This is a genomic window from Pedobacter sp. KBW06, assembly GCF_003852525.1.
Taxonomy (GTDB): Bacteria; Bacteroidota; Bacteroidia; order Sphingobacteriales; family Sphingobacteriaceae; genus Pedobacter.
Map to the genome: position 1 here is coordinate 538,858 of NZ_QAJL01000004.1, position 13,794 is coordinate 552,651.

At 43.4% G+C, this 13,794-nt stretch carries 7 protein-coding genes; 2 read left to right on the forward strand and 5 right to left on the reverse strand.

What is annotated here, in order from left to right; all coding sequences use genetic code 11:
* Positions 1 to 4 precede the first annotated feature (4 nt).
* Both DBR43_RS24570 and DBR43_RS24575 read right to left on the reverse strand, forming a co-directional pair.
* Positions 5 to 1,573 carry a SusD/RagB family nutrient-binding outer membrane lipoprotein gene (locus tag DBR43_RS24570; protein WP_124585797.1) on the reverse strand — a complete coding sequence of 523 codons (1,569 nt, stop codon included), beginning with the start codon at positions 1,571 to 1,573 and terminating at the stop codon, positions 5 to 7.
* A gap of 12 nt (positions 1,574 to 1,585) precedes the next feature.
* Complete coding sequence (locus DBR43_RS24575; RefSeq protein ID WP_199757125.1) at positions 1,586 to 4,678, reverse strand: SusC/RagA family TonB-linked outer membrane protein; 3,093 nt, start codon at positions 4,676 to 4,678, stop codon at positions 1,586 to 1,588.
* A 231-nt stretch (positions 4,679 to 4,909) separates the two neighbouring features.
* On the opposite strand from DBR43_RS24575, the gene DBR43_RS24580 reads away from it, so the two are divergent.
* On the forward strand, positions 4,910 to 5,656 hold the full coding sequence (locus DBR43_RS24580) for a DeoR/GlpR family DNA-binding transcription regulator (protein WP_124585799.1): 747 nt from the start codon (positions 4,910 to 4,912) through the stop codon (positions 5,654 to 5,656).
* A 73-nt stretch (positions 5,657 to 5,729) separates the two neighbouring features.
* Here DBR43_RS24580 and DBR43_RS24585 read toward each other — a convergent pair whose 3' ends face one another.
* The 3 genes from DBR43_RS24585 to DBR43_RS24595 all read right to left on the reverse strand — a co-directional run bounded on the left by DBR43_RS24585 (position 5,730) and on the right by DBR43_RS24595 (position 11,504).
* Positions 5,730 to 7,037 carry a RagB/SusD family nutrient uptake outer membrane protein gene (locus tag DBR43_RS24585; protein ID WP_124585801.1) on the reverse strand — a complete coding sequence of 436 codons (1,308 nt, stop codon included), beginning with the start codon at positions 7,035 to 7,037 and terminating at the stop codon, positions 5,730 to 5,732.
* Positions 7,038 to 7,054: 17 nt separating this feature from the next.
* Positions 7,055 to 10,225, reverse strand: a complete 3,171-nt coding sequence (locus tag DBR43_RS24590) for a SusC/RagA family TonB-linked outer membrane protein (RefSeq protein WP_124585803.1) — start codon at positions 10,223 to 10,225, stop codon at positions 7,055 to 7,057.
* A gap of 79 nt (positions 10,226 to 10,304) precedes the next feature.
* Positions 10,305 to 11,504 (reverse strand): anhydro-N-acetylmuramic acid kinase, encoded by a 1,200-nt coding sequence (locus DBR43_RS24595; protein WP_124585805.1) that lies wholly within the window; start codon positions 11,502 to 11,504, stop codon positions 10,305 to 10,307.
* Positions 11,505 to 11,813: 309 nt separating this feature from the next.
* Here DBR43_RS24595 and nagB point away from each other — a divergent pair, with 309 nt between their 5' ends.
* Entirely contained in the window at positions 11,814 to 13,733 is a 1,920-nt protein-coding gene (gene nagB / locus DBR43_RS24600) for a glucosamine-6-phosphate deaminase (protein WP_124585807.1), read from the forward strand.
* Positions 13,734 to 13,794: the final 61 nt, after the last annotated feature.

Genomic DNA, 13,794 nt, shown 5'->3' on the forward strand with positions numbered 1-13,794 from the left:
ATGATTAAGGTAAAGTAATCCACATTTCTTTGGTATGATAGTCTGTTGTCAGTCCGCCGATTTTATCCAGTGCCTCTCTGTTCCAGATGTATTCGGAATTGTAACGCGGACGAATGCGGTAAACCAGTTTACCGGCATTGTCTGGATATAAATTCGTTGGAGGGGTAAATCCTGCAAAAACCTGAGCTCCGGTTGCCGCATCAAGATCTTTGTAATGATACCTCCTCAAATCCATCCACTGCTCGAGGTGGCCGTAGCCCCACTGCGCGATATATTTCTGAAGCATAATATTGGTCAGCGTCAGATCATTTGACGAAACCGGGATCACCAGCGGAGAAGCCATATAGGTTGCTTTTTCAGTAGCTGAAATCTGGGTAGGCACCTGTCCGTCATCTGAATTTCTTGCATTTACAAAATCGAAATGCGCAGAAATTCCTTTGGTATAGGCATCCAAAGCCGTTGCCTTATCTCCCTTTTTAAAAGCAGCCTCAGCCTTTACAAACTGGAGTTGTGAATAGGTAAACAGTGGCAATTTGGACTTGGTAGAAAAGATATACCTTGCCGGTGTTCTTACAGAAAGCGCAAGCGTTGGATATCCCCAAAAATTATTTGGCAGCTGAGCAGTTGTTAAGGCACCAAAACCAAGGGCAATATCCAGCCCTCTGTACTGGCCATCCGGTGATGGAGAAAGCATCCTGCTCATTCTCGGATCTACCAATCCCGGATATTGTGTCCCATTCACTAAACCAAGAATAAATTTAGTCTGGCGGTAATTGGTCAGGTTATCTCTAACCCCTGCATAAAAATTAATGTCATCATTAGCCGTTCCGGTATATGCAAGTAAGGGTTGCTCCGCATCACTTGCACCTATTGAAGCATCTACCGCTGCAATCACATCATCAGGTTTGTACAAACCCGCTTTATTGGAGAAATGGTTCAATGCCATTGCTTTTAAGCCATTGGCAAATTTGATCCACATATTCGTCTTCCCTTTATAAATAATGTCTGTTTTCGCCAGGTAATTGTTATCAACCGCCCCATCCGTCCTTTTCAGGTTCGCGATGGCAAGGTCAAGTAAACGGAAGGATTCCTGATAGGCAAATTCCTGTGTATCATAATCAAACGCTGTTCTTCCCTCAAATGCCTGCTTAATGGGAATTTCGCCATGGATGTCGGTTAGTGCCAACCAGCCCCAGGCTTTCAAAATCTGTCCTACCCCAAGCAAATCCCAGCGCTGTTCTTTTTCCGCGATCGAATTCATATTTACAAGATTTTGCCCAAGACTCCAATAGACATCCCGGAACAACTGAGCCGCATTATCCGAAGCAGGATCATAACCCTGCCTGTCCCAGGTCGTTGCTGTTGTAGTGATCGTCCAGTTTTGAGTATAACGTCCGATAAAACGGGCATCATAAGTTGGTGAAGTGACCATCCAGTGAAGCATTGGAGCGAGGTATAAATTTGCTTCCACCACCTGAGGTGCATTTGGATTATCATTTACGTCCAGAAACTTTTTGCAACCCCCAAAGGTTACCATTCCGGTCATGATCAGTAGTATATATATTTTTTTCATCTTTAATTACCTTTAAAAGCCAACCTTAATACCAAAATTAAATCCTTTCGGAATTGGGAAATTTCCATAATCAATTCCCTGTGAGCCTGAGCCCCCTACTGCGGCGGTATTACCATTCACAACAGGATCAAGCCCGGTATAATTCGTAATCAGAAACAGATCTGTTCCCGTAAAAAAGACGCTTGCATTCTTTATAAAACCCTGTTTCTTCAGGAAAGATGCAGGCAACCTGTATTGAAGCGTAACGTCTTTTAGTCTGATCCAGTTGATGTCCTTTTCAATAAACAATTCCTCACTCATCTCGGTATAATACAGATTCTGATAGAATGGAGTAACACTGATGTTATTACGCGTCGGATTTGCGCTGTTTTCCAGGCCATCTCTCATTACCCCCTGAACAATTCTTGGTTGCAAACGATCCAATGTCATTGGCGACAACCCCAATTGGGTCAGCAAGCTTTGAGTTGCATTCAGGATGTCTCCACCTTTTCTAATGTCCAATAAGAATGATAAGGAGAAATCCTTATACCTGAAAGTATTCGTGATGCCTAAAGAAAAATCAGGCTGACGGTCATAACCTCCCTCAATAAAGGTCGTAGACCTTACCGGTAAGCCACTCGCAGGATTAATCAGGATTTCACCCTGATTATTGCGCAGGTAATAAAGCCCGGTCAGTGTCCGCGTAGAGAACCCTTTAGTTACGCCATTCCTCACGTTCCCATACAACCAGCTATCCGACACATAAGATTCAGGAAGAGAATTCGGTAATGCCAGAACCTTTCCTCTGGTCATATCAAAATTAGTCATGATGTCCCATGTGAAATTTTTACCCTTAACAGGTGTTCCCCTCAGGCTGATTTCCAATCCCTGATTTCTGGTTTTGGCACCATTAAGGTTGAACAAAATAAAACCGGTCGCATAACTTCCCCTTACATCATTCACAATCTGATCTGTGGTTTGTTTACGATATACCGTCACATCAAGACCCAATCTGTCTTTGAAAAAGGCGAGCTCCGTTCCCAGCTCATAAGAACTGGCAAATTCAGGAACAAGTCCCGGATTAGGTCCTGTAAAACCATATCCATATCCGCCACCTACTGTGGTTTTACTCTCCAATGCAGGAGTATAGGCATAAGGTCTTGCATCTTTACCTACATTGGCAAAAGCAGCCCTCAACTTACCAGAGGTAAATATTTTACTCAAACTGTTTTTAAACGCAGGAACTTCTGTAAATACAAAACTTCCGGACACTGATGGGTAAAAGAAAGAATTCGCCCCCACCGGAATGGTAGATGTCCAGTCATTTCTTCCTGTTAAAGTAAGGTATAGGTAATCCTTATAGCCTAATGTGGTCCGCGCAAACAAACTAAAAACCCTTTGCCTGGCCTCAGACGACTTTGCGTTTCTTAAAGTAGTCGTCGTATTGTTGATGGAGATAAAATTGGGGTCAAGGAAGTTTTCTCCATACTGACTTTCAATTTTAGAACTCAATGCCTTTATTGCATTACCAAATGTAGCATCAATTGTAATGTCTTTGGTGATGTTCTGCTTGGTTAAGTTAATTAGCGTTTGAGAGTTGATATTACGGGTATTGTCGTTGGCAACATCCATGATTCCTCCTTTAAGAAAACCTCTTTTACTTTCCGGGTGACTTAAAACCAATGCGTTATTGTTATACGCATCTATCCCAACATTTGTTTTGATGTTCAACCAATTCACCGGAGTGATGGTAAAACCCAAATTAGAAATGATCCGGTTGTTTTTTGTGGTCGACTTATTTTTATTCACATTGAAATAAGGGTTTTCAATTTCCAGCGTTTGATCGCCCCCACTAAGCAGTCTTCTTCTGGTTCCGGATGCGGTCAGGTAATTCTTGGCATCGTCGTCTTGTGGCCAAACCAATAAGCCGATCAGCGGACCTCCATCCCCTTTAAATGCCTGGTTATTGGTTGCATAGGAATAATTCATCGATAAATCCACGTTTAACCACTTATTTACTTTTCCTCCTGTTGATCCCATTAAAGTAAAACGATCATAATCTGAACCAGGAACAACACCCTGCTGAGCAGTATAAGAGGTAGATACACGGTAGTTAACAGCCTCAGAACCTCCGTCAACAGACAAATTATGCTTTTGCGTAAATGCAGTCTGAAAAAATCCATCCACATTGTCATAGAACTTGGTACCCTCTGCGTATTTCGGCCCAAAATACCTTAGCCTGTCGCTGAAAGGGGTCCCAAAAGAACCCAGGTCAAATTCCTTCTGCAACTCAGGCACGGTAGTAGTCTTTTCTGTGCGGAAACTGTTGTTGTAATTGATCGCACCAAGCCCGGCCTTCCCTCTCTTTGTCGTGATCACAATTGCTCCGTTTGCCGCATCAATACCATATAAAGCAGCAGCCTCAGGACCTTTCAACACCACCAGGGTCTCAATATCTTCCGGATTGATGTCCGCAGCTCTGTTGGTAAAATCTACACCTCTGTTCGCAAAAGAAGTCGTCGCACTGTTTTCCGAATAAAACGCAGAAGTATTTAAGGTTTTATTATCGATCGGCAACCCGTCGACAACAAATAAAGGCTGATTACTTCCACTAATAGAGCTGATCCCCCGAATGGTAATCGAAGAAGAAGCCCCGGGTACACCGGAAGAACTTGTCACCTCTACCCCGGCAACGCGCCCCTGAAGCGCATTAATAAAATTCTCTCTTTGTGTTTCTGCAATCGCAGCACCACTCACCTGTTGCTGAGCAGTACCGATAGACCGCTTCGAGGCCTTTTGCCCCAATGCCGTAACCACAATCTCATTGAGCGACTTTGCATCGTCCAATAAAACAATGTTCATCACTGCACCGGTAACGATCTTGCTCTGCGTGATCATGCCGATGTAAGAAAAAGCAAGCACATCTCCGCTGTTGACCTTAATGCTGAAAACCCCGTTTGCAGAGGTTTGGGTCACAGCGGTGGTTGCTTTGGACTTTACAGAAACTCCCGGAACGGGTAACCCGTCGGCAGACTTCACTGTTCCTGTAACCGTAATTTGCTGCGCAAACGTTTGCGTAACAAAGACAGAAAGGCCCATAAAAAGTAATAGTAGTTTTCTTTTCATAAAAGCTTATTTGGTTAGAATTATAATTTTGATTGTTTGTCCCCCTGAATTAAACACGCAATTAAACGCAAAATAAGTCAGCACATTAGTAAATATCACAAATGTTTTTCATTTTTTGCAGAATTAATTGCGTTTAGTCACAATTTTGTTACCACAAATGCCGCATAAACACGCATAAACCCGCACTAATGGTTTTCCTTTTTTTTACTACTTTAGTCCAAAAAAAACCAGATGTTAAAAAAAGAAAGGCACGACTCCATCATGCGACAGATCAATCTGCACAATCGTGTACTGACCTCTGATTTAGTGCAATTGTTAAGTGTTTCAGAAGATACCATCCGCCGCGACCTGCAGGAACTTGCAGAAGGCGACCAGCTTTATAAGGTCCATGGAGGCGCACTTTCCAAATCCTACCAATCCTCCTTTGACGATAGCACCGTATACGCCAAAGAAGCCAAAATTATCATCGCAAAGAAGGCCATTACCCTGATCAAGGACGGTATGGTCATTCTAACCGGAGGAGGTACGACCATTATTGAAATGGTCAAACAACTCCCTGAGAACCTGCATGCCACCTTTTTTACCATCAGCCCTTTTGTAGCAATCGAGTTGGCCAATTACCCAAGAGTGGAAGTCATCCTCATCGGAGGCTTGTTTTCCAAGAACTCCCAGGTTACTTATGGCGGACACGTGATCAACCAGTTATCGGAAATCAGCCCTGATCTCTGCCTGCTGGGAACAAGCGCCCTTCATGCCGGGGATGGCCTTACCGATACGGACTGGGAAATCAATCAATTAAAGAAAACGATGCTCAACTGTTCAAAAAAGACAGCCGTACTGTGCATCTCTGAAAAATTAAACATCTCATTAAGGCTCAAAGTAGCGCCCATAACGAATATCCAATACCTCATTACAGAATTGCCGGCAGACGATGCTCAGCTGGATGATTACCAGATCAAAAGCCTTCATATTTTATAAAAAACACCTAAAAACAAAGCCGCCTTCCCGTATTGAATACAGGAAGGCGGCTTCAATAATCCTTATGAATGGCCTAAAATGCCGGATCAGCAGGAACATTTAGGTTTCCACCATCTCGTTCCACAAAAGGGTAAGGAAAAAAGTTTCTTTTCCGATCTGTGAGTGGTTTGGCAAACCTCCGCATATCTTCGATTTTTAAACCGGAAAGATAAAGCTCGATGCAGCGGTGTTTATAAATTAAGGCCAATAACTCGTCCTGAGAATAAGGTCCGGTTAATTCAGGCAAAGCGGCTCCCAGTCCAAAAACATCAAGCGCTGCAGTCTTCGTCACCACTTTATTCAATTCAATCAAAGCATTCACCGGATCTGGCTGGCGTGCGAGTGCCTCTGCTTTAATCAGCATCATCTCTCCCGGCAGGTATACCGGAATAATTGCAGCTGTAGCATTACCAAAACCATTTAAACTGATCAAAGGTGCCTTGGTCCCAAACAGAATGTGAAAGGGAACACGCTTGTCATTGGCATCAGGTACATCAGCTCCCTTCAATCCCAAAGTCGCATTTAGGGGTTGGAATACATTATTCGTAGAAGTCGCAATGTCGTAAATTGGGTTTGGCGCATTCCCGTCAAAACCAAAATAAGATTTCACGTTCAGGTCCACACTGCCCGCCGCGCTCAGGGCAAGCGGATAGTTTTCTGAAAAGAGCGCATAACGTGCTTTTAATGCATAAAGCGTATTTTTGATGTCAATCCCTTTAGGAATATTGGCTAAAAATGCGCTGCTGATCTGATTTGCTGTAATCACCGACAATGCATTGTCAATCACCGCAATGGCTTTTATAAAACCATCTTTCCTGCTGATAAAAGTAACCTGCTGTCCCACACCATTGGGAACCTGCTGCCAATATTGGGATAAGTTACCAATAGCTAAAGCTTTAAAGATACTGGAATAAGCAATCAAGCCGGAGGCATAGGATTTGTCGGCCAGGTTTGCTGCATTATTGATCACATTGTCTGCATCAAAAATAATCTTACTCGAATTCGCCCATAAATTGGTCAGAATCGAATTGGTTCCATCTACTTTAGCCCCACCGGTAAACAATTGCAATTCAGGGATATTCCCTGCATTGGAAAGAAAAAGCTCATTGGTTACAAAACCATTTGCCGTAATGGAACTAAAAAATACACCCGGACGCCCTACGGAATAAACCCTTTGTAAACCTACAGCCACTCCAGTCAGTCCTTTTGCCGATTTCAACACATCGGTCGCCAATGCCCCATTCGGATCCTTAAAATCTTGCTTACAAGAAGTAACCGTCATGAACAGCATCAGGACGAGCGCTATTTTCAGCGAATAAAATTTTTCTATATAATTTTTCATGTCTGATCTTTTTAAAATTAAAACTTAACCTGTACACCTAAGGTAAAACTGCGTGGGATCGGTACCGAACCAAAGTCAATGTTACGAAGGATCGTCGACTGTCCTCCGGAATTTAACTCCGGATCATACCCTTTATATTTATCCCAGGAAACAAGGTTTCTTCCGCTCAGATTAATGGTCAAGTCGTTAATGAACTTCAGCTTACCCACATTATAACTCAGGGCAACTTCCCTTAACTTAACAAAAGAACCATTGTCTATCCGCCATTCTTCAGTTGCATATACACCGGCAACATAGCCCCTTGGCAATAATCCCATTTGCTCCTGCTCAGCAACCTTACCGCTTCCAACTCCCTGACGGGTCCGCCAATCCGCATTCCAGACATCGGAACCGCGAACAGCATCCAGCTGAACATGAAGGCTTAGCTTTTTATAGGTAAAATCATTCACGAACGATAATGTATAATCCGGATTCGGATTACCGATCACTTTGCGCAAAGTAGTTCCTGTAGGCATTCCATTGGCATCCCGCTGAGGGGTATAACTGGTCGCTGAATTCTGAATTCCAGCCTCCAGCTGAGGAATCCCCGCAGCATTTGTCAACAGACTTCCATCTGCATTCCTCGCGAAGAAAGTACCATAAAAAACACCGATGGGTTGTCCGTCAATAATGGCAACAGGCGCTCCGGGATTGGTAGAAATCAGCCTCAACCCACCTGTGCCCACTGCCTTATTTCTATTCCTGTTGAAGATAAAAGTGGTATTCCATTTAAAATCTTCTCCGGAAACAGGCATACCGGTCAGCATCAGCTCTACCCCTTTGTTCTCTAAGGCCCCATTGTTATCCAATAAGCTGGAATAACCAATGGTAGGCGAAATCACCACCGGGATCAGCAGGTCTTTCACTTTCTTGTTGTACCAGTTGAAGGTCAACCCTAAACGATTATTGAAAAAAGCCATATCTGTTCCAATTTCCAATTCCCGCTGGCGCTCAGGTTTTACATTTTCATTAGCCAGAGTCGCGCTGGATACAAAAGCACCTTGCTGCAATAATGGATTGGAAGCATATTCGTTAAAACGATCATATGCACCAATTCCGGTTAGATTACCTGACTCTCCATAGGCAGCCCTTACCTTAAAGGCAGTCCACCATTTTGATACACCAAGGTCTTTCCAGTAATCTGCCGAGGAAAGCACATAACTTACATTCGCTTTCAGATATTCCTGTGTTCTATGTTTTACCCCAAATACAGAAGACTGATCTACTCTCAACGCCCCGGTTACGAACAAATGGTCTCTATATTTAAAATTTTGCTGTAAATAAGCCCCCATAATGGTAAATTCCGACCTGCGGTCGGCATTGGGAAGAACAGTACTCGCTGCATTCACTGTTTCAATAAAAGGAGCCAAACCGCGGCCATTCAGTAAAGAATACAGGTCTTTTTGGTATTGAAAGGATCCTCCAAGCTGCGTCGTAGATAATAGACCTTCAGTAATCCTGGAATCATAAGTAAAGTTCAATTCGTTGTTAAACATCGTGGTGGTCGCGTTTGCGGCACTGGCATAACCATTCAATGCCGGCGTCTGCGCTGCTCCTCCGCCATAAAACCCTGTACTCACATTATAGGCAAAAGGTGGAATGAGCGTCGTTCCGTTCTGAATGGTATTGTCAACACCCATCGTATAATCAATGGTCAGATTTTTTACCGGAGTCAGCTTCAATCCTGTATTCGCCATAATGCGGTTGGTGAATTGTCGTTGTTTGATGTCTTCAATCACAGACACAGGATTTACCCTGCCCCGCTCACCAACAGCTTTAAGATTTCCAAAAACATCTCTGGTAAAAAGATCATGAAAGTTCCCGATAATCGTAACCGAGTTCATTGGAGAGAAAAAGGAATTCCCATCCGGCTTCTCGTCTGCATCACTGTGCACATAGTTAAACCCTACCGTTAATTTCGCCCAGTCAGAAATCTTCTGATCTACATTTGCCCGGAAATTATACCGCTTAAAATTGGTATTCTTTATGATCCCCTGGTTAGAGAAATAGCCTGCGGAAGTGTAAAACTTAGTGTTGTCATTTCCTCCTGATAAGGAAACCGTATTATCGGTACCCAATGCAGACTGAAAAATATAATCCTGATAGTTATACCTTGTGACATTCGTTTTGTCTGTTGCCAAAGCCGGAGGATCACCCACCAATTGGATCACATCCTGAGTAGCAGCGTCCACAGAACCACCAAACTTAGTTGGCGACTGATTAACTTCTATCTGTTTACGTAATTTACTGGAGGTGATGCTGGAAGAAAAACTCAATACCGGAGTACCACTCTTACCCCGCTTGGTAAAAATCTGCACCACTCCGGAATTTGCTCTGGAGCCGTAAATGGCCGCTGCCGCTGCCCCATTTAAAACCTCAATCCGCTCAATATCATTGGGATTGATATCAACCATCCTGTTCTGACCGATACTGCCCACAAAATTTCCGTTTTGTCCTACAGCACTTCCGGAATTGTTACCACCATCGTAATTTGCAGAAGTATTCGTCACACGGGTCGTCGAATTGTTCACAATCACACCATCAATGATGTACAATGGCTCTGAAGAAGAGTTGATGGAACTTACCCCACGCAACCTCACCGACATTCCCCCTGCAGGATCTCCGGAATTCTGACTAATCTGTGCTCCTGCGGTCTTCCCCTGCAAAGAAGAAAGTACATTTCCACTGGGCGCTTTGTTCAGATCATCACCTTTCACCGTACTGACATAACTTCCCATCTGCTTCCTCGTCGTTCCCTGTGAAGTTCCGGTTACAATCACCTCGTCGAGCCCAATGTTGTCTGTAGCCAGCTCTCCATTGACCACAAGCTCCGTTTTTTCCCCGAAGGTGATGCTTTTTTGTTGTGAACGGTAACCTATGGAAGAAAATCCAACCTGATAGGTTCCTGCGGGAAGATCTGCAGACAGGCTAAATTTCCCATCTCCATTTGTTGCAGCCGCGAATTTTGTATTCTGGATCTTGACCACAACTCCGGGAATCCCCTGACCCGAAGGCCCTTCTGTAACTTTGCCGGTTAAAATGTATCGCTTGTTCTGCGCATTGGCAACCTGGCTAAACAGGATTAGAAAAATGGGTAACCAGAAAGCCAACAGTTTTCTGGAGAAACCAAAAACGTAAAGTTTTTTCATAAAATTTGGTTTAGTTTATATAAATATAGCTTTTACGCCTCTTATTTAAACAAGTACCCAAATATGTTACCTCAAAAAACTATTCCGGCAGACAGATTTTCCCCATCGTAATGGAAGGCACCCCCTCCCTGTTTCCGAAGTTAGTCTTCTCACCCACAAGTGTTTCATTTGCCAGAACGGCGAACAACACAGCCTCTTTTGCATCCGGATTTATGTCGAGGTCATCTGTGGTATAAAATGAAGCATTTGGTAAGCCCTTCTTCAATGCCGCTACCAATAAAGGATTGTGCATTCCGCCACCACTCATGAATATCGAAGGTGTTTCATCTTTACCAAAACATTTCTCTACCGCAGCCACAATCACTGTTGCAGAAAAACGGCATAAGGTTGCCAGAATGTCTTCATTCTGCAGTGCTTTCGTTCCGGATCTTTCCTGAGCTTCCTCCAGATAAGGGAGATTGAAAAGCTCAGGGCCTGTTGTTTTTGGAAAATCAGCCCTTAGAAACTCAGCCTGCATCAGCGCGGCCAGCAAATCTCCATTGACTTTCCCTGCACTCGCTATTGCTGCATTTTCGTCGAAATACAGGCCTTCGTAATTTTTTTGAATAAACTGGTCCATCAAGGTATTGCCTGGCCCCACATCGGTAGAGAAGACCTTAGAAGCATCGTTATCTGCCGGCAAATAGGTGAAATTGGCAATCCCCCCGACATTTAGCATAATGCGGTCTTCCCCTTTTTTGGAGAACAACAAATAATCACCATAAACGGCCAAAGGGGCTCCCTCTCCACCCGCAGCGATGTGTTTTTGCCTGAAGTCACTAATGGTGATGATTCCGGTCTTAACCGCAATATGATCTCCATCCCCGATTTGAAGCGTTGCGTTCGGATAAACCGGAAAACCATGTAATGAGGCCGGAGCATGGAAAATCGTTTGCCCATGACTCGCAATGACATCCACCTCTTCAGCCTTTCTCCCCCAGGATTTCAGTGCTTCCAAAATCAGCGCTGCATGAAGCAATCCAATCTTTTCATTCATTAGACAGACCATTTGCAAATCAGCATCCCTCCTGGAAAAAATAGATTTCACTTCCGCTTTTAAAGCATTTTCGTACGGAATGGTACTAAATTCCAATACCCTTACCTTCGTTTCCGCTCCGCTGCCCCGGATGGCGCAAAGCGCAATGTCCAGTCCGTCTAATGAGGTTCCCGACATTAATCCAATGATCAGGCGTTCCTGCTTTTCCAGTATTTGAAATATTTTCTTCCAGTTTGAATTCATATCCGCAATTGATGGGCTTAACACTATACACAAAAGTAAACAATCCTGACAGGAGATTTCCAGGGCCCTGACCGAAAACAAGTTTATTTGCAAATAGCGAAAATCAATGGTCATCCGCAACAAAAAACAGGAAAGCAGAGCGATTTCGTAAAAAATTAAATGAAACCGGCACAAAAACTACCAAATTCACAAAAAATACCTCTTCAAATTATCGATTTTAAACAAAAAACCGCTTCGGGTTAAAAAACTTTGATTAAGTCAATAGAGTCACTATATTTACTGCTCCGTACAAAATTTAAGAACAATTAAATGGCAAGATTAAATCTTCTGGAAGAAACGCGCTTTGAAAAACTGCCCGTTTCTGTCTTTGAAAATCCTAAAGCAGCATCTTTAAGTGTTGCTCACCGCATCGGGGACCTTATTAAAGAAAAACAAAAGAACAATTCCAAGGCTGTCTTAGGCCTAGCTACCGGAGCTACACCAATAGCGGTGTACGCGGAATTAGTTAGAATGCATAAGGAAGAAGGTTTGAGCTTTAAAAACGTAATCACGTTCAATCTCGACGAGTACTACCCTATGCAGCCAGATGCTGCACAGAGCTATGTATCTTTCATGAATGATCATTTATTTGATCATATCGATATTGACAAAAACAATGTGAACATCCCTGATGGAACATTAAAACTGGAAGATATTCCTGCTTTCTGTCTGAACTACGAAAAGAAAATTACTGAAGTAGGCGGATTAGACATTCAGATTCTGGGTATCGGTCGTACCGGTCACATTGGTTTCAATGAGCCGGGATCAGCACCAAATTCAGGAACCCGTTTAGTAACCCTGGACGACCTGACCAGAAGAGATGCGGCCAGAGATTTCGGTGGTAAATCTTTTGTTCCGACAAAAGCAATTACCATGGGTATCGGTACCATCTTCAAAGCCCGTGAAATCATCCTGATGGCATGGAACAAGAAGAAAGCCTCCATCATTAAAAAAGCAGTAGAAGGAGAAATCTCAAGTGAAGTTCCGGCTACTTACTTACAGCTATCTGATCATGTAGAATTTATTCTGGATCAGGATGCAGCTTCTCAACTGACCCGTTTTGATACACCATGGTTGGTAAAAGACTGTATATGGGATGATGTCCTGACCAGAAAAGCAGTAATCTGGCTGGCAAACACGCTAAGCAAACCAATCCTTAAACTTACTGAAGACGACTTCAATAACAATGGCATGGCTCAGCTGGCTGTTGAAAAAGGACCGGTATACAACATCAACATTCATATTTTCAATAAATTACAACATACCATCACCGGATGGCCGGGAGGTAAACCAAACGCAGATGATTCTCAAAGACCTGAGCGTGCGGAACCTGCTAAAAAACGCGTGGTACTCTTCTCTCCACACCCTGATGACGATGTGATTTCTATGGGTGGTACTTTTATCCGCCTGGTAGATCAGAAACATGATGTACATGTGGCTTACCAAACTTCCGGAAATACCGCAGTTTGGGATGATGATGCACTTCGTTTCGTAGAATTCAACATCGACTTCTCTGAAAAAATGGGAATGGGTCAGCAGGGAATGAAAGACCTGTACCAGGACATGCGTAAGTTCATCGAAAAGAAACAACCTAACCAGGTAGATACTCCGGAGATCCAATCTGTAAAAGGACTGATCAGAAAAGGAGAAGCAATTGCAGGTGCAAGGTATTGCGGATTAGAAGATGACCATATCCACTTCATGGCACTTCCTTTCTATGAAAGCGGTAAAAATCAGAAAAATCCAGTAACGGAGAAAGATATCGAGCTGACCATGGAGCTTTTACAAAAAATCAAACCGGAGCAGGTATTTGCTGCAGGAGATTTTGAAGATCCGCATGGCACACACATCGTATGTTTTAACATCATCTTAGCTGCTTTGCAAAGACTGGCAAAAACAGAAAGCTGGGTTAAAGATTGCTGGTTGTGGTTATACCGTGGTGCATGGTTGGAGTTTGAGACCTATGAGATCGAAATGGCAGTTCCATTGAGTCCGCAGGAAGTAGAACGCAAGAAATTCGCGATCTTCAAACACCAGTCGCAAAAAGACCGCGCCGTATTCCCTGGTGATGATGCAAGGGAATTCTGGGAAAGGGCTGAAGACAGAAACAGAGAAACTGCCCAGGCTTATGACAACCTGGGATTAGCTGAATACGAGGCGATGGAAGCCTTTGTTCGTTACAAGTTTTAAATTATATTTATAGCCGCTACTGTTCAAAAAGTAGCGGCTTTTTTGTTTTAAAACCCCTCAT